The 22348-nt window shown below is 56.1% G+C and carries 21 protein-coding genes; 15 read left to right on the top strand and 6 right to left on the bottom strand.

The window, feature by feature from the left end; all coding sequences use genetic code 11:
• Window positions 1–36: 36 nt before the first annotated feature.
• Window positions 37–1281 carry an ABC transporter substrate-binding protein gene (locus tag C7476_RS23355; protein ID WP_114432254.1) on the bottom strand — a complete coding sequence of 415 codons (1245 nt, stop codon included), beginning with the start codon at window positions 1279–1281 and terminating at the stop codon, window positions 37–39.
• Window positions 1282–1566: 285 nt separating this feature from the next.
• On the opposite strand from C7476_RS23355, the gene C7476_RS23350 reads away from it, so the two are divergent.
• A complete protein-coding gene (locus C7476_RS23350; protein WP_114432253.1) occupies window positions 1567–2622 on the top strand; it encodes a LacI family transcriptional regulator in 1056 nt (351 codons plus the stop codon).
• A gap of 15 nt (window positions 2623–2637) precedes the next feature.
• Here C7476_RS23350 and C7476_RS23345 read toward each other — a convergent pair whose 3' ends face one another.
• Complete coding sequence (locus tag C7476_RS23345; RefSeq protein WP_114432252.1) at window positions 2638–3495, bottom strand: PCC domain-containing protein; 858 nt, start codon at window positions 3493–3495, stop codon at window positions 2638–2640.
• A 136-nt stretch (window positions 3496–3631) separates the two neighbouring features.
• Here C7476_RS23345 and C7476_RS23340 point away from each other — a divergent pair, with 136 nt between their 5' ends.
• The 3 genes from C7476_RS23340 (at window position 3632) to C7476_RS23330 (ending at window position 6454) form a co-directional block, all read left to right on the top strand.
• Complete coding sequence (locus C7476_RS23340; protein WP_114432251.1) at window positions 3632–4474, top strand: IclR family transcriptional regulator; 843 nt, start codon at window positions 3632–3634, stop codon at window positions 4472–4474.
• Window positions 4471–6090: an acyl-CoA synthetase gene (locus C7476_RS23335; protein ID WP_114432250.1), complete on the top strand. Its 1620-nt coding sequence runs from the start codon at window positions 4471–4473 to the stop codon at window positions 6088–6090. Before C7476_RS23340 ends, C7476_RS23335 begins: the two co-directional genes overlap by 4 nt.
• 133 nt (window positions 6091–6223) lie before the next feature.
• Entirely contained in the window at window positions 6224–6454 is a 231-nt protein-coding gene (locus C7476_RS23330; RefSeq protein WP_114432309.1) for a hypothetical protein, read from the top strand.
• Between the two features lie 16 nt (window positions 6455–6470).
• Here the strand turns inward: C7476_RS23330 and C7476_RS23325 are convergent, their stop codons facing one another.
• A complete protein-coding gene (locus C7476_RS23325; RefSeq protein ID WP_114432249.1) occupies window positions 6471–9002 on the bottom strand; it encodes a DNA translocase FtsK in 2532 nt (843 codons plus the stop codon).
• 182 nt (window positions 9003–9184) lie between these two features.
• Here C7476_RS23325 and C7476_RS28340 point away from each other — a divergent pair, with 182 nt between their 5' ends.
• From C7476_RS28340 to repC, 4 genes are all read left to right on the top strand, one after another.
• Window positions 9185–9355, top strand: a complete 171-nt coding sequence (locus tag C7476_RS28340; RefSeq protein ID WP_181872573.1) for a hypothetical protein — start codon at window positions 9185–9187, stop codon at window positions 9353–9355.
• A gap of 266 nt (window positions 9356–9621) precedes the next feature.
• On the top strand, window positions 9622–10893 hold the full coding sequence (gene repA / locus C7476_RS23320; protein ID WP_245426509.1) for a plasmid partitioning protein RepA: 1272 nt from the start codon (window positions 9622–9624) through the stop codon (window positions 10891–10893).
• 7 nt (window positions 10894–10900) lie between these two features.
• Window positions 10901–11974 (top strand): plasmid partitioning protein RepB, encoded by a 1074-nt coding sequence (gene repB / locus C7476_RS23315; RefSeq protein WP_114432248.1) that lies wholly within the window; start codon window positions 10901–10903, stop codon window positions 11972–11974.
• Between the two features lie 253 nt (window positions 11975–12227).
• Window positions 12228–13541, top strand: a complete 1314-nt coding sequence (repC, locus tag C7476_RS23310; protein ID WP_114432247.1) for a plasmid replication protein RepC — start codon at window positions 12228–12230, stop codon at window positions 13539–13541.
• Window positions 13542–13586: 45 nt separating this feature from the next.
• On the opposite strand, the gene C7476_RS28335 is transcribed toward repC, so the two are convergent.
• Window positions 13587–13889: a hypothetical protein gene (locus tag C7476_RS28335; RefSeq protein ID WP_210207813.1), complete on the bottom strand. Its 303-nt coding sequence runs from the start codon at window positions 13887–13889 to the stop codon at window positions 13587–13589.
• 78 nt (window positions 13890–13967) lie between these two features.
• Here C7476_RS28335 and C7476_RS23305 point away from each other — a divergent pair, with 78 nt between their 5' ends.
• Window positions 13968–14873 carry an EAL domain-containing protein gene (locus tag C7476_RS23305; protein ID WP_181872571.1) on the top strand — a complete coding sequence of 302 codons (906 nt, stop codon included), beginning with the start codon at window positions 13968–13970 and terminating at the stop codon, window positions 14871–14873.
• Between the two features lie 38 nt (window positions 14874–14911).
• Here C7476_RS23305 and C7476_RS23300 read toward each other — a convergent pair whose 3' ends face one another.
• On the bottom strand, window positions 14912–15970 hold the full coding sequence (locus C7476_RS23300) for a D-TA family PLP-dependent enzyme (RefSeq protein WP_114432245.1): 1059 nt from the start codon (window positions 15968–15970) through the stop codon (window positions 14912–14914).
• A 2-nt stretch (window positions 15971–15972) separates the two neighbouring features.
• Entirely contained in the window at window positions 15973–16758 is a 786-nt protein-coding gene (locus C7476_RS23295) for an SDR family oxidoreductase (protein ID WP_114432244.1), read from the bottom strand.
• Window positions 16759–16957: 199 nt separating this feature from the next.
• Here C7476_RS23295 and C7476_RS23290 point away from each other — a divergent pair, with 199 nt between their 5' ends.
• The 6 genes from C7476_RS23290 to C7476_RS23265 all read left to right on the top strand — a co-directional run bounded on the left by C7476_RS23290 (window position 16958) and on the right by C7476_RS23265 (window position 22327).
• Window positions 16958–17326, top strand: coding sequence for a RidA family protein (locus C7476_RS23290; protein WP_181872577.1), 369 nt, complete (start codon window positions 16958–16960; stop codon window positions 17324–17326).
• A 10-nt stretch (window positions 17327–17336) separates the two neighbouring features.
• Entirely contained in the window at window positions 17337–18806 is a 1470-nt protein-coding gene (locus C7476_RS23285; protein WP_114432243.1) for a M81 family metallopeptidase, read from the top strand.
• Between the two features lie 431 nt (window positions 18807–19237).
• On the top strand, window positions 19238–19942 hold the full coding sequence (locus tag C7476_RS23280; RefSeq protein WP_147274715.1) for a TetR/AcrR family transcriptional regulator: 705 nt from the start codon (window positions 19238–19240) through the stop codon (window positions 19940–19942).
• Window positions 19943–19953: 11 nt separating this feature from the next.
• Window positions 19954–20208 carry a YjiS-like domain-containing protein gene (locus C7476_RS23275; RefSeq protein ID WP_114432241.1) on the top strand — a complete coding sequence of 85 codons (255 nt, stop codon included), beginning with the start codon at window positions 19954–19956 and terminating at the stop codon, window positions 20206–20208.
• A 191-nt stretch (window positions 20209–20399) separates the two neighbouring features.
• On the top strand, window positions 20400–21143 hold the full coding sequence (locus C7476_RS23270) for a FadR/GntR family transcriptional regulator (protein ID WP_425374023.1): 744 nt from the start codon (window positions 20400–20402) through the stop codon (window positions 21141–21143).
• The gene (locus tag C7476_RS23265) at window positions 21140–22327 is read left to right on the top strand and encodes a PLP-dependent transferase (RefSeq protein ID WP_114432239.1); all 1188 of its coding nucleotides are present in this window, start codon (window positions 21140–21142) and stop codon (window positions 22325–22327) included. The genes C7476_RS23270 and C7476_RS23265 overlap by 4 nt, the downstream gene beginning before the upstream one ends.
• Window positions 22328–22348: the final 21 nt, after the last annotated feature.

Here is a 22348-nt window from a genome sequence, read left to right as displayed (position 1 = left end):
GAGAGGCCGGCATCGCTGCTATAGTGGTTGTTCGAGTTATTTGGCTTCGCCGATGATCTCGACGTAACGGGCCTGTGCATCCTCGACCGTCATGCTCTTGTCAGCGAAGAACTCCGTCATCAGATCTTCGATCTGGCCTTGCGTATCGGAGGAGAACGCCTGTTCGTATGAAGGCAGCACATTGTTGCTGTCCGCCAATATCTTGATGCCCTTCTGCATGCATGCATTGGCTGCCTGCATGTCGACGTCGCCACGGATCGGCAGCGACCCCTTGGCGAGATTGAATGCAACCTGCGTCTCCTTGGAGACAAGCATGCTGGCAAGCTTCAGCTGGGCCTTGGTAATTTCCGGGTTTTGGTTCTTCGGAAAATAGAAGGCGTCACCTCCTGTATCGAGGGCCGGATGAACACCGAGGCCCGGAAGACAGTCATAATCAGTGCCCGCAACCTTTCCAGCCACGCCAAATTCACCCTGTGCCCAATCGCCCATGATCTGGCCGCCGGCTTTACCCGTAAGAACAAGTGATGTCGCTTCATTCCATTGCCGTCCGACGTAGCCGGGGTCGGCAAGGTCTCGCGCATTGGCAAAAGCTTGCCAGACCGCTTTCATCTCGGGGCTGCCAGCGGCTTCGGTACTCTTTTCATCCACTATCTTGAGATAGAGCTCCTTGCCGCCAAGGTTGGCCAGCAGCACGCGAAATACGCCGTCGATTTGCCACGCATCACCGGTCGCGAGTGGGATGACGCCTTTTTCCTTTAGCTTGGGTGCAGCAGCAACGAATTCGTTCCAGTTGGTGGGAACCGCTGCTCCGGCGTCCTTGAAAGCGTTGGGATTGATCCACATCCATTGCAAGGAGTGGATATTGACCGGAACGCAATAAATCTTGCCCTCATATTTGCAGGCGTCGAGCAGCTTGGAGGGGCGAATAAAATCGGCCCAGCCTTCCTTGGTAGCAAGCTCGGTCAGGTCCGTCATCAAACCGGCCTTGACCAGATCTTCGGCATCGCGACCGGTATTCAACTGGGTGGCACCCATTGGATTTCCGCCAAGAATGCGACTGACGATGATTGGGCGGGCTGTGCTGCCGCTGCCGGCGATCGCGCCGTCCACCCATTTGTCGCCGCCCAATTTGTCGTAAGATTCGGCGAGAACCTTGGCAGCTGCCGCTTCACCGCCGGAAGTCCACCAGTGAGTGACTTCCAGGTCAGCGGCGGTAGCCGGATTGGTAGCGAAAAGAAATGTAGACGTAGCAAGAGCGGCCAAGACAGAACGGTAACGCATCGTATCCTCCCAAATCTGAAACGTTACAGGTAGGCTAGTGTAAAGCGCCATCAAGTGCAATCACCGAAAGCCAATTTTTTCGAAATTGATGTGACGGGTTTGTCAAATTGCCGGATAATCTTGCAAATTCAGGGAAATAGGCAATTGTGATTACTGGGTGTGATTGCCAAGTAGCGCCAATATCGTCTAGGATCACGTTGTGACAGCAGTTAAAAAGTTTCGAGTTGCGGTATTTTTGTAAAACGATACAGGTTCATCGAAGAACGGCTTGAAGGCCAATTGAATATGAAGACGACAGAAGGCGATCAGAAGGCGGTAATCGATGCCGGGCCCGTTGAAGGCGAGCGGCCGACGTTGAAGACGATTGCCTTCATGGCGGGGCTTGGTGTCACCACTGTTTCGCGCGCGCTCAAGGATGCACCCGAAATTGGCCAGGCGACCAGGAATCGTGTTCAGCTGATCGCCAAGCAGATTGGATACAGGCCGAACCGTGCCGGTGTGCGTCTTCGTACCGGCAAGACCAATGTCATCAGCCTCGTGCTCAATGCCCAGTCGGAGATCATGGGGCTCACCTCCAACATGGTTTATGGAATTTCCGAAGTGCTTTCGGAGACGCCCTATCATCTGACCGTCACGCCTTATTCGGTGAAAAATGACCCGATGCAGCCGATACGCTACATCGTCGAAACGGGCTCGGCCGACGGGATCATCATGTCACGTACGGAGCCGGATGATGCGCGCGTCCGCTACCTAACCGAACATGGTATTCCGTTCGCTACACATGGCCGGACAGAGATGGGGATCGAACATCCCTTCCATGATTTCGACAACGAGGCCTTCGCCTATCTCTCGGTGAAGAGCCTGCTGGCAAAGGGACGTCGCAGGATCGCCATGCTTGCGGGCCCGTCACCTTCGGTCACCTATTACCGGCACCTCGATCGGGGTTTCTCGCGTGCGGTGGGGGAGGGAGGCGCAAGTACCGTTGCTGTGTCCGATATTGATGTCGATACCTCGCTCGGCCGTATCCGGAACCGGATGGAGGAGATCATGTCGACCCCAAACCGCCCCGACGGCATTGTCTGCTGCAGTGGCAGCGCGGCCATTGCGCTGGTTGCGGGTATTGAAGCCGCCGGACTGAAGATTGGCGAGGATGTTGACCTTGTCTCGAAGCAGTCAACCGATGTGCTGCAATGGTTCCGCCCGCAGATCATCGTGTTCAATGAGGACGTTCGCCATGCCGGGCGAGAACTGGCGCGAGCAGTTTTGCGAAGGATAGCGGGGGTCGATCCAAGGGAATTGCAGAGTCTCAGCTACCCCGATGAACACGAGCGGCGCTCGTGAGGAGGTCAGGGATCGTTAGGCTTCTTCCAGGCATAGCTCGAATGTGATGCAGACGGGGTTTTCACCGCGAAGGAGCTCGCCGCATGTGATATTGCCCTGGGTGTCGACCATAACGATATCGACATGTGTTCCGGTTGGCTGACGCGTGACGAAGCCTTGGGTGACGAAGACTTCGGTTGCGATATCGTCTACTTTGGAACCATCCGCATAGCGTGCGCCGATCAGGCTGCCTAAGCCGCCGCGCAATTTTGCTGCAGCGAAATCATGTTTCCGGCAGATATCCTCCAGGGCAATGATGAGGTCCTCATTGGGACCAACACGCGCGATCACCGTGCGCGGACCATTGTTGGCGGTGATCGCCGCTTTTGAAGGTACCGGATGAAAGAGCGTGAAGGCGGTCTCTTCATCGGGCTCCGATACCATGCGCACGTTCTCGACACCCCAGGCAATTGCATGAATGGGCCGGCTGATGATCGCTTCATGCGGCAGGACATGGCCGGCACCACGCTTGCCGTCGTGCTCGGTCCAGATGGCATGGCAATGGATAAAAGGAGCGCCGTCACGCTCGCCAAAGGTAACATTACCGTTCTCAAGCCGCGTTTCGCCGGCCGGCGAGAATAAATCGCTATACCAGGCAGCGTGATGCCCGTCGGTGGCAAGCGCCGGCATAAGATAGTGGAATGGATTGAAAGCTCCGCCGGCAAGAACTAGTGAAGCCGCTGTGAAGCCGGACGCCTGAAGCGGCCGGGCAATGGCATCATTTATGTTTTGGCCAGGTTCAAGAGTGAATTCCAGCCATCGGCCGACGCCCTCAAAACTCTCGAAGCGTTTTAAGCGCGGAGGCCCGGGTTGTAGCAGAAACCGTTCAGACACCGGTCACCGCCGAAAGCCGTCGCAGGATGAGTAGCATATTATGAACTCCAAATTCGGTTTACCGGCCACCGCGTTGTGGCATAGTTCCACAAACGAATAAAATGATCCACAATATGGATCAATAAGAGGAATTGGGATGGAGCAAGAGGTAAGACCGATAAAAGGTCTCAATGGTTCGCAAAGCGTTGACAGGGCGCTTGGTCTCTTGAGTCTTGTCAGCTATTCCGGCGACGACGGCAGCACGTTGACTGATATAGTGGAACAAAGCGGTCTCAACAAACCCACGACGCGCCGTCTGCTTCTGGCGCTGATACGCTCTGGCCTGCTGGAACAGGATAGTTTGACCCGACGATATTATCTCGGTCAGGAAGCCTATGTACTTGGCACCCTTGCGACACGGCGCTATGGGCTTCTACAAATCTCCCGCGACAGCCTTGGTTTTCTGTCGGCCAAAACACAGGACACCAGCTTCCTTTCGATCCAGCGCGATAGCTACGCCGTTTGTCTGCATCGTGAGGAAGGCACCTATCCGATTCGCACCCATGCATTGCAGGCTGGCTATCGCCATCCCTTGGGCGTGGGCGCCGGGTCACTGGCGATCCTGGCCGCGATGCCGGATGACGAGATTGAAGCTATCTTAGCCTTGAACGAAGCCGCCCTCCTGGCCGAGTATCCAAACCTTTATCCCGACCGCATTCGCGCTGACGTTGCGACAGCCCGCGAAAACGGTTTTGCCCTCAATCCCGGGCTCATTCTTACCAATTCCTGGGGCATTGGTCTCGCCATTCGCTATCCGGATGGACGACCAGCCGGCGCCCTCAGCATTGCAGCCATTGACAGCCGCATGCAGCCTTCACGTCAAGCGGAACTCGCTGCTTTGATGCAAGGTGAGACGAGAAAAATCGAAGCGCGGCTGGCGCATCTTCAAACTTCCAATGATCGGCCAAAACGGCCGTACACGTCGAAGGTGGCGCCATGACTGCGAAACATGGATTGGTTGTTGAACCCATGTCAAAACGGGTGATGAATCTTTACGGATTTCTCGCCCAATCGGCACGCCGTTTCCCAAAGGAGATTGCACTTGTCTGGGGCGAAAAAACATGGACATGGGCGCAACTGCAGCGCCGTGTCAATGCCATGGCCGCAGCGTTGCAAAAGGAATTCGGCGTGGTCAAAGGCGACCGGGTCCTCGTTCAATCACAGAACTGCAACCAGATGTTCGAATCCATGTTCGCGTGTTTTCAACTTGGAGCGGTGTGGGTTCCAGCTAACTTCAGGCAGACATCAGACGAAGTGGCGTATCTGGCAGCAACGAGCGGCGCAAAAGGCTTGATCTGCGGGAATTCATTTCCAGAGCACGTCGAAGCTTGCCGGCAAACGAGTGCAGTGATGGAATTCGCCATCGCGATTGGAAAAGCCGATTTTGCCGAGGATTACGACGATATTGTAGATCGTTTCGATACTGAAACGGTGTTTACTGCCCCTGTGGATCATGATGATCCGTGCTGGTTCTTTTTCACCTCTGGCACGACAGGGCGGCCCAAGGCTGCTGTACTGACCCACGGTCAGATGGGATTCGTGGTAACCAACCATTTGTGCGACTTGATGCCGGGCACGACGCACGACGATGCGTCGCTCGTGGTCGCACCCCTATCTCACGGCGCAGGAATTCATCAGCTGACGCAGGTGGCCAGAGGTGCAAAGACCATCCTGCTACCAACAGAAAAGCTCGATATTGCCGAAGCCTGGCGTCTTGTCGAAAAATGGCGTGTGAGCAACATGTTTACCGTGCCCACGATCCTGAAAATGCTGACCGAACATCCAGCGGTACAGGAGCGGGATCATTCGTCATTGCGTTATGTGGTCTATGCGGGCGCACCCATGTACCGGACCGATCAGATCAATGCCCTAAAGACCCTGGGGCGGGTGATCGTGCAGTATTTTGGACTGGGAGAGGTGACCGGCAATATTACTGTGTTACCGCCGACCGAACACCATCTGGAACACAGCGAGGATACGCGGCCGGGCACCTGCGGCTATGCGCGTACCGGAATGCAAATATCGATCCAGGATGACAGCGGAAATGAAGTTTCGCCCGGCATAACCGGCGAGATTTGCGTGATCGGCCCTGCCGTTTTTGCTGGCTATTACAACAATCCGGAAGCCAATGCGAAAGCCTTTCGCAATGGCTGGTTCCGTACCGGCGATCTCGGACACATGGATGAAGCGGGGTTTCTCTTCATCACCGGAAGGGCCTCGGACATGTATATTTCCGGCGGCTCCAACATCTATCCGCGCGAGATCGAGGAGAAGATATTAACCCATCCGGACATCAGCGAAGTGGCGGTAGTGGGTATTCCGGATCCGGTATGGGGCGAGGTGGGTCTTGCGGTCTGCGTTGCCCGCCCGGGTACTGCGCCGGCAGCCGAGGAGGTCATTGCCTGGCTTGACGGCAAGATGGCTCGCTACAAAATGCCGAAGCGCCTTGTGTTCTGGCCGGAGATGCCGAAATCCGCCTATGGCAAGGTCGCGAAGAAACTGATCCGGGAAGAGCTCATCAAGCGTCACCAACTCGACGATCCCTTGGAACAGTAAGCTCAGGAACCGAGCGCATTTCTCATTTGGGAACAGCCGATTCTATTGCAGTGCAGCAAAATGGTTGCATTGCAGCAAAACTTCCGTACTCTGCAAGAATCGGGAGGAGCAACTGTTGCAAAAGGATGCCAGCATGCTCCAGGTTGTAATACTCATTTGCTCAACAAGTCTATCGCCGATGGATTGCCAATCCAACACGGCGCTGGATGTGATTTACGGGCCTCAAACCAGCAACGCCATGATGTGCGGGATGCAGGGACAGGCTTTCGTAGCACGCACCGCCATTGTCGGACGTTCGCCCAACGAGTTCATCAAAATCAGATGCTCGCCGTTGAAGCCCATCAAGGCTGCTCTGCGACAATAGCAACCTTCCGCGTTGATTAAGCTGTGTCCCTGTTGACGTTGAGAATCTCGCGCTTGCCGACATGATTGGCGGGGCCAACCAGCCCTTCCTTTTCCATTCGCTCCACCAGCGAAGCGGCGCGATTGTAGCCGATCTGCAGCCGTCGCTGGATGTATGACGTCGAGCATTTTTTGTCACGCAGCATGACTTTGACTGCCTGATCGTAGAGCTCGTTTCCATCTTCTGCAGCCATGGCCCCCTTGTCGAAGACTGCACTATCGTCACTGTCCGCAGCTTCTTCATCGCTTTCGTCGGCCGTGACCGTATCGAGATAGTCCGGCTGCCCTTGAGTCTTCAGATGCGCAACGACCTTTTCGACTTCTTCGTCTGAAACGAAAGGTCCATGGACGCGCGAAATACGGCCGCCACCGACCATATGCAGCATGTCGCCCTGGCCAAGCAGCTGCTCCGCACCTTGTTCGCCGAGAATGGTGCGGCTGTCGATCTTGGATGTGACCTGAAACGAGATGCGAGTGGGAAAATTCGCCTTGATGGTACCGGTGATCACATCGACCGATGGACGTTGAGTCGCCATGATCAAATGAATGCCGGCGGCACGCGCCATCTGGGCGAGGCGCTGGATCGCCCCTTCGATATCCTTGCCCGCCACCATCATCAGGTCGGCCATTTCATCGACGATGATGACGATATAGGGCATCGGCGTGAGGTCCATGGCCTCCTGCTGATATTGAGCTTCGCCGGTTCCCTTGTCGAAGCCGGTTTGCACGGTGCACATCACCGTTTCGCCCTTCTCCTTCGCGCTGATAACGCGGGCGTTGAAACCATCGATATTGCGCACGCCGAGCTTTGACATTTTTCTATAGCGGTCTTCCATCTCGCGCACGGCCCATTTGAGAGCCATCACTGCCTTCTTTGGATCGGTGACGACCGGGGTAAGAAGATGCGGAATCCCGTCATAGATGGACAATTCAAGCATTTTCGGATCGACCATGATCAGACGGCATTCTTCCGGTGTGAGCCGGTAGAGCAGCGACAGAATCATTGTGTTGATGGCGACCGATTTTCCGGAACCGGTCGTACCGGCTACGAGCAGATGCGGCATCTTGGCGAGTTCGGCGATTACAGGCTCACCGCCGATGGTCTTGCCAAGGCAAAGTGCGAGTTTAAATCTGGTCTTGTCAAAATTCTCGGATGCGACCATTTCGCGAAGATAGACTGTCTCTCGCGTCGTATTGGGCAATTCAATACCAATGACGTTGCGTCCGGGAACAACAGCGACACGAGCGGACAGCGCAGACATGGAGCGGGCGATGTCGTCGGCAAGGCCGATAACGCGCGAGGATTTCACGCCTGGCGCAGGTTCGAACTCATAGAGTGTGACGACGGGACCGGGGCGCACATGGATGATCTCGCCGCGGATGCCGAAATCTTCCAGCACGCTTTCGAGAAGGCCGGCGTTCTGCTCTAGCGTTTCCTGCGAGATGGTGACGGCATCATGCGTGACCGCTTGTTGTAGCAGGGTTACCGGAGGCTTTTCGTAAGAACTGCGCGGGGCAGCGAAAATGCGTGGTTTGACGGTATCCGCGACCGCAACCTGCCGTGGTGGGAGCGGGGGTTGCACGGGCGCTATGTCGCGACGCCGGCTGATGGTGCCCTGGGGAGGGACAGCGGGAACAATTTCGGGAATTGCGGTCAAACCCGCATCAACGGTGTCAACCTTTTCCGGGCGCTCTTCCGACGATGGCTCCACTTGTTGCTTTAATTCCGTGCGCACCGGGGCGAGCGACGGCGACACGAGCGGTGACTTGAGCGTTGCCGCAATGGGCTCAACCACGCGGAAGCGAGCGGTGACTTCGTCGGGGCTGAATCTCGGCATTGGCTTGACGGGGATAGCCGCCGCAACTGATGCAATCCCTCCGATAAAGTCAGCGGATTCGAAGTACGCATAATCCGATACGTAAGCCAACGGCGAGCATTCGGACGGCGAAGCTTTTATTTTCGTGATGGCTTCGGCAGGCGCAGGGGTCGACGGGACGACTGCTGGGAGAGGTTGCGCTGGTACCGCCACTTGGCCGAAGAGGAGGGACCCTCCGGACTCCAGGTCGCGAACGCGACGGGGTATGACGATTGCCTCCGGGTTTCTCGTCGGTTTTCCAGAAGCCGGGCGTTTCTCATCCGCCTTTGGCGTTACGGCGACTTCTGCCGGCGCCGGGCCCTTGTTTTTCATGAATTCGCTGTCGGGTGTGCGGGTGAAACGGACATTCTCGGATAGCGAAAACATACGCTTCGAAATTGGCGTGGACGATGCACCCACATCAAATCTGCCTGCCGGTACCGGTACCGGCGCTGCCGCGGACGCTGGCCTGGGCGACGTGGGAGCGATCGTCCGTTTGACCACGACGCTCTCATAAAGTGCGCCCGAATTTGCGTTGGTGAGATCTATCGGACGCGACGGCGGAACCGGCACACGGACCAACTCTTCACCGGCGCTGCTTTCAAACTCATATTCATCTGCTTTTACTGGAAAATTTGTTCTGGGGATACGCATGATGCCTGCAGCGGAACGATGTGAGATTACCGAAGGGGTACCTCATCTGAATAGAAAACCAAGGTTAACAACTCACTACTTTTGACGGGGGCACCTCGATTTCATGCGCAAATTGTCTAGCTTCCATGCTAAGGACAGCATTCTGTCGTTCCCGCAATTTTCACATCAGAAAGCAGTTTGTAATGGCGATCAAATTCGCACTGAAAGACACCACTTCGAAGTCCCCTGCCGAGACGAAATCAACAGCAGTGAAATCAACTGAAATGCAGGCTCCGGATACCAAGGACGCACCTGATAGCGACCTGTTCGAGCCCAAGCCAGCCGACCAAAAACGCAAGAAGAAGAAGTGGTAAAAATAACGCGGTTTGCCAATGAATTGGTTAAATTGCGTTAACGATAAAGTTCTTGACGCGACTCGGTACTTCCCTCAATTTGGTTACGGTTTTTGAGGGTAATAGGCTAAATAGGCGTTACACAGTTTTCGCGGTGTTAGTATCGAGCTGCAGCGTTAAATTGTTGTCCAGCGTTACCCTTTTGGTTTTTCTGTCGAATCGGCGCATCATTCCGGAGCGCTGCAGGCAGTTTGTTAACAGGCGCGCAGGATGAACACGTGACTATAATGAATACAGCACAGACACATCGGACTGTGGATGCCCAGTTGCAAGGCGATTCGTCCCTGTCTGTTGCCTTGCCGGCCGACCGTGCGATAGCGGCGGATGCCGAAATGCTGTCAGCGCAGTTGCAGGCGATGCGCAATCGGTTATTTCCGCCGACTGCCCAGAAGACTTTGCGCAAGTTCACCAGTGGCGAGGCTGCGAAGCTGATTGGCGTATCGGACGGTTATCTGCGGCAGCTTTCGATCGCGGGCGAGGGCCCGCAGCCGGAAACCGGAAGTGGCGGTCGCCGGCTTTATACACTTGCCGAGATCAATGCGCTGCGCCGGCATCTTGCCGAAGCTGGCGGCGCCAAGGCGAAAACGTACCTTCCGCATCGCGACCCCGGCGCCAACGAGCATATGCAGGTTATCGCGGTCACCAATTTCAAGGGTGGCTCCGGCAAGACAACGACGAGTGCACACCTTGCCCAACATCTGGCCATGGCGGGGTTTCGGGTGCTGGCTGTCGATCTTGATCCACAGGCATCAATGTCAGCGCTCTTCGGTTACCAACCGGAACTCGACCTCACGGGCAATGATACGCTCTATGGCGCAATTCGTTACGATGGCGAACGGAGGCTATTGCGCGATATCATCTGCAAGACCTATTTCGATGGTCTCGATCTGATCCCCGGCAATCTCGAATTGCAGGAATTCGAACACACGACACCGCAAATGCTGGCGGATCGGCAGCATGGCACGCAGAGCGTCGAGCAGCAATTGTTCTTCGCTCGTGTTCAGGCCGCTTTGGATACGGTTTCGGATGATTATGATGTCGTCGTCATCGACTGTCCCCCGCAGCTTGGGTTCCTGACGCTTTCCGCGCTTTGTGCGGCAACATCGGTGCTGGTGACTGTTCATCCGCAGATGCTTGATGTCGCCTCGATGAGCCAATTCTTGTTCATGACGGCGGATCTTCTCGCCGTTGTGCGCGAAGCGGGCGGTGAACTCAATTTTGACTTCATGCGCTATCTCATTACGCGCTTCGAACCCAATGATGCACCTCAGCAACAAATCGCAGGTTTTCTGCGCTCCCTGTTCGGCGAGCGCGTGCTGACGAACTCGGTGGTCAAGTCGACGGCTTTCTCCGATGCAGGCCTGACCAAGCAGACGCTTTATGAGGTTTCCCGCGACAGCTTCACCCGCGCTACCTATGACCGCGCGTTTGAATCGCTGACTTCCGTCAACTCTGAGATTCAGGGCTTGATCTTCAGGGCCTGGAACAGGCCGGGGTGAGGGTGCGATGATGGCCGACAAGAATCGCAGGGATCAACTCAAGGCACTGTTTGAGACAGTAGAGACTAATTCGGCGCCCGAGCAGAAGCCAGCCGAGTTGCCCCCAATACAGCAGAGCGCTTCGGTAGAGCCGTTGAAGCAGCGGGCAGCTTCTGGCGCGATCAAGGCGATGGGCCTGTCACTTGGCGGAATATCGAAGGAGATCGAGGATGCACGGCGGCTGAAGGAGACTTTCGAAGGCAGCGAGCGGGTCGTCGAGCTCGATCCGGCGCTTGTTGAGAGCTCATTCATCGAAGACCGGCTCAGCCACGATTCCGGATCCGATGACAGCTTCGAGGCACTGGTCGAAAGTATCCGGCAAAATGGACAGCAGGTTCCAATCCTGGTTCGTCCGCACCCGGAGAAACAGGGGCACTACCAGACGGCTTATGGCCATCGCCGCTTGCGCGCTGCTCGGCGTATCGCCAGGCCGGTGCAGGCTATCGTCCGCAATCTCACCGATGTGCAGCTCATCCTGGCGCAGGGCAAGGAAAACACAGAGCGCCGCGATCTATCCTTTATCGAACGCGCTTTCTTTGCCCGCAATCTTGTCGAGCGGGGCTTCGAGCGCGGTCTTGTCCAGGATGCACTCTCCCTGGACAAGGCGGAGATGACGCGGTTTCTGCAGGTTGCGGCAGCCGTACCCGCCACGGTTGTCCGCGCTATCGGTCCCGCGCCAAAGATAGGCCGCCCGCGCTGGGTCCGGTTTGCCGAGTTGCTCAAATCAAGCGACGCGCAGGCTGCCGCACTGAACGAGATCACGCTGGAGCCATTCAGCGCTGCTGACAGCAATGCGCGCTTCAATCGCATCTTCGAGCGGCTCCTGAAAAGCGTCGAGCCTGTCGCATTGGCGCCGCGCAATATGCAGTCGGCCGTTGGCAACAAATACTCAGGCACCCGTGCAATCGCGCAGTTGAATTCAGACAAGGGAAGACAGGTTCTGACCTTTGCCGAGCATATTCCGCAAGAGTTTGCGGTCTTCGTAACGGGGGAGCTCGAGACATTGCTTGCCCGCTACAATAGCCGGTCAAGTGACAAATAGCATTGCGACTTCAGTCGTTGCAAAACCGGTTGGTTGCGTAAGCGTTAAGCCCCAAAACCGCAATTCGGTTCTGGACAGTTCAAAAGGACGAAAGCGAAGGAAATAACGGCAAGAAAAAAGGCCCCCAGAACGTTACCGCCCCGGAAGCCCTCTTCAATGTAGCAATTTTAGAGAATCACTTCCACCCAGACTTGTCAAGAGTCGGACGCGTTTCGGCAGGCCTTTTCATTGCCTCAACTTGAGGTAGAGGACCATGACCGATCGTTTTGCAACGACGCCGTTTGGCGGCCGTTCGCTGTCGCACGCCATGTTTGCCGTGCAAGAAAGGACAGCACGGGCCCGCGAAAAACTGGCGGGTACTGACAGAAATCACCCGGAAAAGTGGGCGCTGCTGCGTTCATTGACCGAGGCTCGTACAGCGTTTTTTCTCTCGGACCGCACAATTGCCGTTCTGGAAGCACTATTGAGCTTCTATCCCGAGACGATGCTGGACGGCAGTGCGCCGCTGATTGTCTTTCCATCCAATGCGGAGCTTTCCCTGCGGACCCGCGGCATGTCCTCTGCGACAATTCGCAGGCACCTTTCAGCGCTCGTCGAAACGGGCCTGATCATTCGCCGGGACAGTCCCAATGGCAAACGTTATGCGCGGCGCGGCGAAACCGGCGAGATCGAACATGCTTTTGGCTTCGACCTTTCGCCGCTGGCGCTACGGGCAGGCGAAATCGAGGCCCATGCGGTTCAAGCTAGGGATCTCGCGCGAGCCGTTCATCGCGTCCGCAGCGAAATCACCATCCATCTGCGGGACGTATCCAAGACCATAGATGCCGGGCTTGGCGAGGAACGTGCGGGTGATTGGGAAACATACGCAGATGAGCTGGCGGCGCTTTCGGGACGAGTAAGCAGGCACCTGCCTCTGGAGGTACTGCGGGTGCGGTGTGATGCCCTTGCAAGATTGAGAGAGAGAGTTGAGAAATCCTATCTGGAATCTCTTTCAGATAAAGAAATGAGCGCCAGTGACTCTTCCTTTGAGCACCATATTCAGAATTCAAATATAGATCACCCATTTGAAAGGGCCAAAGAAACCGGCCAGAAGCGCTCTGCTGAGCTGCAATCTGAAAACAACGAGCCCAGGCGAATAGTTGCGCTGAACAATATGAGAAATCGCTTGGAAGCGGTCCGGCGAAATAAAAACCGCGGTGAGGGCGGTCCGGCCGGTGATTGGCCTGATCTTGAAACGAAATCGGTTCCGATGCCGCTGGAGGCCGTGTTAAGCGTTTGCCCGCAAATCATCGATTATTCCCGAGACGGTATTGAGGACTGGCGTGATCTGATGCAGACGGCGGGACTAGTCCGATCGATGCTGGGTGTATCGCCTGATGCTTGGGAGAGGGCGCGCAAAACCATGGGCGATATCAATGCATCGATCACGATTGCTGCCATTCTTCAGCGCATCGATGATATCCGTTCGCCGGGAGGCTATCTAAGGGCGCTGACCGATCGCGCTGAAATCGGCCAATATTCGGTGCTTCCGGTGATCAAGGCCCTGGGTGGGGAAAAACACGTGTGAGTGCCTTCTCCATCCTGCCAGCCGTTTCGGATTTTACGAGATCGGTTATGGTCCGCTCAAGACGACGATATCGGCAGCGATCCTGACAGTCTTTCTTCGACGGGCAAACCAGGCCGTGTCGATTTGGTTTTGATCAAGGTCCGCAACTATCACCATATTGGCGGGATCATGGGAGATGTCGCCTTGGCCCGGATCATGGCACGCAATATTGCCATTGTGGAAAAGGAACTTGAAGGCAGTGTTGTCGGTTGCATCAACGATAGCGAGATCGCGTGCCTCTATGCCAGCGACGAGGGCCTCGATAGCGTGCGTATGCGGCAGGTTCTCGAATGGATGCGCGCTCCGCACGACGATGATGGCATGAACGTGTCCGCAGATATTTCTGCTTCGGTTAGTTCCAGGCAGAATGAGAGGGACAGGTTCGATATGTTGCTGCGCCGTGCGAACGGGGCTCTTTACCATGCCGAAGAGACGCGTAGCGAAGATGCCATCTGGTACAATCCTGAAATTATCCAGGATTTACGTGAAGCGCTGGAATTTCGTGGCGACATCGCGCGATCTATTGCGAATGGAGAGTTCGTTTTAGAGTTCCAGCCCATTGTCATGCTGAAGACGGGAAGTATCGAGGGCGTTCAAGCGTTAGCTGTCTGGCAGCATCCCCAGTTAGGCCCCATCAGGCAAAATAGATTCTTTTCTGTGTTTGAAAAAAACGGATACATACGGGATGTAGGCCTCTTTGCTATTTCGCGATCGTTCGAGTTTTTGCATCGTTTCAAGATGCGGAATCCCCAGCGCAAATTGCCGGTCTGCATTGTACTTTCGCTGGTCCAGCTGATCGATCCACTTTTTGTCGAACGGGTAACGGAACTCCAAAGAGAATGGTCGATCAAGGATGGAGAGGTCGTTTTCGTTATATTGAAAAATGCCGGAGCACTTGACGATCCGCAAATTCTGCGAGCACTCGGCAAATTGCGGGATCTGGGTTTCCGTCTGGCTGTTGACTATGCAATTGTCAGCGCCGGTCTGAGTAAATTGTCGTCTGTCAGATCCGAAACATTGGTTATCCGGCCGGCTTTGCAGCGAAATATCGAGCATCCCGGACCAGAGCGAACCATATTGCGCTCTGTTTGTAGACTAGCCACCGAGCTGGAGATGTTCAGCCTTGCGGTGGGTATCGAACATCATGCGGTCCTTGCGCCGCTTATCGACTGCGGCTGTACGTATGGGATGGGACCATGGTTCGGCAATGCGGCTTCAGAGCAAGAGTTTCTGGATGCCTATGCGGAAGACACTGCCTTGCTCGCCGCACCCGACAACGGGTTTCCGGCCTGAAGAAACATCCTTTCCCTGCGCGGAACGGCCAAAAGCCCTTAATCGACGCGGCCCCGTGCAGCGACAGGCTCAATCTTTACCACTTCGTTGCCCGAAATCAGCACGACCTCATCGAACAGATTCGAGACGACGCAGGCGTGATTGGGTATGATACGAAGCCGATCGCCGATCCGGGGCTTGTCTTTGCACGCCGAAAGATCGATGGCTCCATGCTCCTCGCTGAGTGAGGTGATCACTGCGTCCGGGTAGTCAACACTATACCCAAATCCATCCATGCCAAATGTATCGCTGGTAAGTGCCTTAGAACCGGCATCGATGATCGCTCGATTTTCCGTCGGGCGGCTGATCACCGTTGCGAGTACTGTGAGCGCACAATCGTCCCATGTGCCGACCCCTTTCGCGACTTGAAAGCGGTCCATGTAGATATACGTGCCAGGTCGATGTTCCGTGGCGCTCTTGACTTCATGTGCCCGCCACATATCCGGAGAACCGCCATTGGAAATGATGCGCGGATCGAGTCCAGCAGCGATGGCCTTTTCTTTGGCAGCAGACAGAAAAGCCTCATTTTCGACAATCGCACCGGTCTTCGGATAAGTCATGAAGCCTGCAAAACGCAGGCCACCTGCAGCATCGATCAGTTTTGCCAGCGCAACAGCTTCATCGGGCGATTGTACGCCGCAACGTCCCATGCCGGTGTCGCACTCTACCAGTACGGTGAGCGGCTTTGGCGCATCGTTGAACGTTTCTGAAAGACCGCGTACGGTAACGTCGCTGTCCGCGGTTACAGCAAGCTTGACACGTTCATTCAATGCCAACAGACGACCGAGTTTCGCTTTGCCGATAATGTTGTAGGGCAGAAAGATATCGGTCAGTCCTGCGTCGGCCATGACTTCTGCCTCGCCAAGTTTCTGGCAGGTTATGCCGACTGCACCCAACTCGACCTGCCGCTTGGCAAAACGCGGCAGTTTGTGTGTCTTGATGTGCGGACGCACCGCCAGTTCGTGTTTGTCGGCATAGGCCTGGAAGCGCTGCATGTTCGCCTCGGCGCGATCGATATCAATGAGGACGGCCGGCGTATCGATTTCGGACAGTTTCAATTTCAATCTCCAAGCACATCGTTGATGAAAGGCAGATTTCCGGCCGTCAGCCCGGCATCGACGCTAAGCGTAGCACCCGTGATACCCGATGCAGCACTCGAGCTGAGGAATACTGCTGCTTGCGCCACTTCATCAGGGGTCACCATGCGCCCAAGCGGGTAGTGCGGCAGGACTTTTGCCAGAAGCTCGGGCTCCCTTTGCAGCCGGTGATCCCACGCCGGTGTTCGTACGGAACCTGGACAGACTGCATTGGCTCGTATGCCAAATCGCCCACGCTCGACAGCGAGCGCTTTCATATAGGAGATCAATCCCGCCTTGGCCGCCGAATAGGCCGGATTACCGTAGTGGCCGAGCGCGTTGACCGAGGAGATAAACACGATATTGCCGCTGCCGCGTTTGCTCATGTTAGCGACGATGGGGGCCGTGACGTGGAATACGCCGTTCAGATTGGTGGCGATTTCCTGTTCCCATACATCGCCATCGACTTGATCGAGCGTTTCGCCGCGCGTGAAACCGGCATTGTTGATCAGTACATCCGGAACGCCACGGTCCGCGATGAAATCATCGATCGCCTTGGATGTAGCCGCTTTATCATTGAGATCGAAAACCAGACGGTTTGAGAGAGGAAGGGTTTCAATCAGACGTCGTTCCTGATCGGCGCCGGACACAATAGCGCCCAAGCCATTGTAAGCTTCGATAAGTGCTTGGCCGATGCCCCCACCGGCGCCGGTGATGAGCACGTGTTTGCCTTTGAGGCCAGGTTCACCATGCGATGTTGGAGAAGTCATGCGCGCATCCAGTTGATTTTTTGCTCATTAATGACTGCAGGTGGAAAAAAGCAATATCGAGTTTCACCAAGACAACTACTCGCGTCCTTTCGTTTGCGGCCGGGTGCTGTACCGTGGATTGGCACTATGGTATGGCCGGGACTTCGCGGTATTTCGAGTCTGGCTACAATGAGCAGTCTGGACACAGGATAGGATCACGATCATGACCAAACAACATTTCGGCCATGCACATGTGCCGTTGTCGCCCGCGGTGCGCGCTGGGGATTTCATCTATATTTCAGGGCAGGTTCCGGTGGGCGCTGACGGCACGGTCATTGTCGGCGGTATTGAAGCCCAGACGCGACAGGTGATGGAGAACGTCAAATCCGCTTTGGCACTAGCGGGCGCAGACCTTTCCGATGTGATCAAGACCTTCGTCATTCTTGAAGACGCCCGCGAATTCGGGGCATTCAACAAGACCTACGCCACATACTTTCCCGCGAATCCGCCTGCTCGCACCACCATCGAATCCCGGCTGATGATCGATATCAAGATTGAAATAGAAGCCATCGCCTATAAGCCTCTCTGAGATCACATTCATGCGCATTTTTACCGCGTCGCTCGCGACGGAAACCAACACTTTTTCCCCTGTGCCAACAGACCGTGCCAGCTTTGAAATGGCGTTCTATGCGGGTCCGGGTGAACATCCGGAGACGCCCACCTTGTGCTCGGCGCCAATGGTGGTTTTACGGCGCAAGGCGCGCGAGGAAGGGTTCACTCTGATCGAAGGAACCGCGACCTGGGCCGAGCCCGGAGGATTGTTGCAGCGGCAAGCCTATGAGGGTCTGCGTGACGAAATCCTTGACCAGCTCAAGGCTGCGCTGCCCGTCGATGGGGTCATCCTTGGCTTGCATGGTGCCATGGTTGCGCAGGGCTATGATGACTGCGAGGGCGATCTTCTCGAGCAAATTCGCAATCTCGTCGGGCCGGATGTGCTTATCGCATCTGAACTCGATCCGCACAGCCACCTCACGAAGAAGCGCGTTGCCAATGCAAATATACTTGCTGCCTTCCTCGAGTTTCCGCACACGGACTTCTACGAACGCGGCGAGCATGTAGTCGACCTTGCCCTGCGCGCGCTGCGCGGCGAGATCAAGCCGGTCATTTCTACCTTCGATTGCCGTATGATCGGCGTTTATCCGACCAGCCACGAGCCGATGCGTTCTTATGTCGATCGTCTGAAGGCCCTGCAGGGCCGCGATGGCATCCTGTCTGTCTCGCTCATTCATGGCTTCATGGCTGGAGATGTCCCCGAGCTCGGCACTCAGCTTATGGTTATCACCGATAATGAGCCGGCAAAGGGTGCGGCGCTCGCGAAGAAATTGGGTATGGAGCTGTTCGCGATGCGTGGAACGACGGCAATGGGCATGCTCGACACGGAAGCCGGCCTGAACAAGGCCGTTGCGCTCGTTGCGCAGAAGCCGGATAAGCCGGTCGTCATCGCCGACGTTTGGGATAATCCAGGGGGCGGGGTTGCCGGAGATGGCACACTGGTCCTGCGAAGGATCATCGAACGCGGTATTGGCAACGTCGCCGTGGCGACGATCTGGGATCCGATCGCAGTGACCTTCTGCCTGGCAGCAGGCGAGGGAGCGCATATCCAGTTGCGCTTTGGCGGCAAGGCCGGGCCGGATGGCGGAGCTCCAATCGATGCGCGTGTCGAAGTGCTCAAGGCCGTGCACGAAGGCTGGCAGAGTTTCGGCAAGAGCCGGGTTACGCTTGGACCTGCAGCGGTCATTCGCCTCGAGGGCGCGGATATCGAGATCATCCTCAACACCAACCGCACGCAAACCTTTGAGCCGGACATTTTCTCCAATCTCGGCATCGATCCCGGGTCGAAGGACATTCTGCTCGTCAAGTCGACGAATCATTTTCACGCGGGTTTCGAGCCTGTGGCTGCGGAAATTATTTATATCGATGCGGGTGCGCCCTATCCCTCCAATCCGAAAAAGACCGACTATCGCAAACTTTCGCGTGAAATCTGGCCTCGGGTGGAGATGCCGTTCTGAATTGTCAAAGAACCGGGTGTGCTTTCCGCTTGCCACGCCCGCTTTCGCGTCTGGCTATTGTTTGCATGCTTGGAAGACGGGCGGTCGTCGAAGCGCGTCTTTGTAGAATAAAAATGCGATCCGAAGACCGCCCCTCCGGCGTCTTTTGATCCCGTCCGTTCCGCTTGGGAGGCCTTCCGCGTTGGATGAATTGCTTCACCCGCTGCCGAAAGCCCCTTTCGAAGTGCTCGTCCAGCACACGCCAGTCGTAGTACCGGCAGGGGAGCCCTTGGACAGAAATTCCCCTGACAGCGGGCCCGTTACCCGCCATCGGAGGCGCCGATCCTCTCCCCACTTCGAACGGCTCCGGAAGCAGCTCCCCGTGGATAGGACGGGGAGAAGAATAAGCGAGGTTTGGAGGTGTTGGATAAGTTTGTGGGATTTTGTTTGGAGTGGTCTTTCGGAAGACGTCGCCAGGTAGTTCGCCAGCCAGTGCAACGCCGCTTTTCCATACTGGTAGAGTCAGCTTGCATTTACTAGACGACTGGTCTATTATTTATAACATGAGTAAAACGGACACACGAGCAGTTTTGATCGACGAGGGCCTGAAGGCCCTTCTCTCCCATGGTTATGAAGGGGCGGGGATAGGCCCGATTCTCAAATCTGCGGGCGTGCCGAAGGGATCGTTCTATCACTTCTTCACAAGCAAGGAAGAGTTCGCTTCTGCAGTACTCGCCTCCTATTGTAACAACAACCAGAAGGTGCGGACGCAACTTCTGCTGGAAGACAAGACGAGATCGCCGCTGCGGCGTCTGCGCGACTATTTCGAATATTATGAAAAGGAATACGGGTCGGGCGATCCAACCTGTGGTTGCCTCTTGGGCAATCTATCCCAATCCATTGCGGCACATAGCGAGGTGCTCCAGCGCGAGTTGCATCGCTCGTTCACCGCTTGGCAGGGTGATTTCAGGGCCGTGCTGCGCGAAGCGCGTGATGCCGGAGAATTGCCGGAATATCTTGATCCGGATGAAACCGCTGCCTTTTTGATCGACGCCTATGAGGGCGCCCTGGTCAGGATGAAGGCGGAGGGAAGCATCAAACCCCTTCAACGGTTCAGCACCATGACACTCGATGGCCTGCTGGCACAAAAATCATAGGAGCTTATATTATGGCATATTCAGAGACGACTGGTCTACTAGAAATCCATCGCAACCGCCAGGGCCGGAGCTTTTCTGTCGGGGATGTTGGAACGTCGCCCGACGTTCTGGAGCGTCTGCTTGGCCTCATTCGCAAGTTTGTTGCTTCTGGCCTACACGCCGAACCGACGGGTGACCCGCTGACAAAGCTGAGTGATCGCCTGCTTCAGGATATCGGGCTGACACGAGCCGAGGCAATCGAACTTGATAAGAGGCGGCATACATGACGTCGGTGCCGAATGGCGCGAGACCATTTTACGGCGATAAGGATTCCCGCAATGCGGGGAAGAAATTGCCGGACGGATCTCTAGGGTCCTGCAACCGGAGTGATTTTGGAAAGACTCCTGGGAGCATTTGACTCCTCCTTCCATTCATGCTGAATTGGCACAATGGTCCAACCAATTCAGGCGATGCTTCGTTGATCAGTCCGATCCTTTCCCCAGTTCATACCGCATCCCGCGATGACGCGGTGTTGCACGCGCTGGTGGATTTCGTGACGGGTGAGGGCTTAAAGCCGGGAGACCGCTTACCGACCGAGCGTTTGCTTGCAGAACACCTGAGAGTCAGCCGTACGACCGTGCGTGAGGCGCTGACCCGCTGGCAGGAACTCGGACTTGTCGAGAGACGCCAGGGCAGCGGCACCTATCTGAAAGCTGCCGTCACCCGCAATATGCTGCATATGCCGCTGACGCTGCCCTCCGGCAATGATTTCAATAGTCTGATGCACACACTGGAAATTCGCCGCGGTCTCGAGGCGGAAGCCGCCGTTCTCTGTGCGGAGCGCGCCACCGATGCCGATATTGCCCTGATCGAGCAGAAGCTGATCGTCATGGAAGAGGCGTTCCATGCACGTCATGGCATGTCTGCCGATGAAGATTGGGACTTTCATCTTGCTGTGTTCCGCACCTCGGGCAATCCGCTGTTCGAACAGATCATTGCAGCCATGTACGAGATGTTTCACCGGTTCTGGGAGCATCCGCTGGGGGTACGGGATTTTGGCCACGCCAGCTTTCCCTACCATCGGACCCTTTTCAATGCGATCGCCGCGCGCGATCCGATTGCCGCACGCGGCGAGGCATTGAAGCTGATTGCCACCGTCGAGGATGACCTCAAGCGCGGGGCGGCATACCTGAAAAAGCAGAACAAGAAGAGCCAAGCATGAGCGACAACCCGTATTTTCACGACCAGGACCTGATGGCGCAAGCTGCAACGCTGCTTGCGCATGACGAGCCTTTCCCAGGCGGTTCCGTCGTTCCTCCGATCTACCAGACGTCGCTTTTCACCTTTGATAATTATGCGGCGATGGCCGATGCATTCGCCGGTCGCAAACGCCAGCCGATGTATTCACGCGGCGATAATCCGACGGTCATGGAGTTCGAGGCCAAGATTGCTGCGCTTGAAGGGGCGGAAGCCGCTCGGGCCTTTTCGAGCGGCATGGGTGCGATCAGCGCCATGGTGCTGGCCTTTGTCGGCGCGGGCGATCGCATCGTTGCAGTGCGCAATTGCTATGGCGATGCTTATCGCCTGTTTGAACGGCTATTGCCGCATCTTGGTATCAAAGTGGATTACGTGGACGGCTCCGATCCCGATGCAGTGGCTGCGGCATTGCCGGGCGCAAAGATGCTCTATCTCGAAAGCCCGAGTTCGATGATGTTCGAGCTGCAGGACATCGCGCATTATGCGAAACTTGCCAAGCAGCACGGCATTGTAACCACGATTGACAATTCCTGGGCGACGCCGCTGTTCCAGCAGCCGATCGCCCACGGCATCGACCTGGTGATGCATTCCGCTTCGAAATATCTCGGTGGGCACAGTGACACTGTTGCCGGTGTTGTCGCCGGATCGCGCGAAATGATCGAGCGGATCAATGGCCGCACCTATTCCTATCTCGGCGCCAAACTATCGCCGTTCGAGGCATGGCTTCTGCTGCGCGGTCTGCGCACGCTGACCCTCCGGTTGCCGCATCATATGAAAAGCGGACTGACCATAGCCGAACGCCTCAAGGCGCATGGCGATGTCGAGCGCGTGATGCATCCGGTCTATTCCAATCATCCGGGCAAGGCGACGCTCAGCGGCTATTCGGGCCTGTTTTCCTTCGAAGTTACGGAGGACATTGATGTGCCTACCTTCGTCGATGCGCTGAAACTGTTCCGCATCGGCGTCAGTTGGGGTGGTCACGAAAGTCTCGTCGTTCCGGCGCTTGCCTCACTGCAGCAGACGCCGGACGCAAATTCGATCGGGCGCTTCGGTGTCAGCCCCCGGACGATCCGCCTTCACGTGGGACTCGAAAGTGTAGAGGAGCTTTGGGCGGACCTCGTGAACGCACTGACAAATGCCAAACGCTGAACTTAAAAATGGGAGCTTTAT

It is taken from the genome of Phyllobacterium bourgognense (assembly GCF_003337575.1).
Classification (GTDB): domain Bacteria; phylum Pseudomonadota; class Alphaproteobacteria; order Rhizobiales; family Rhizobiaceae; genus Phyllobacterium; species Phyllobacterium bourgognense.
Note: the sequence above shows the minus strand (reverse complement) of the source record. Positions and strands in the feature narration are given on the sequence as shown.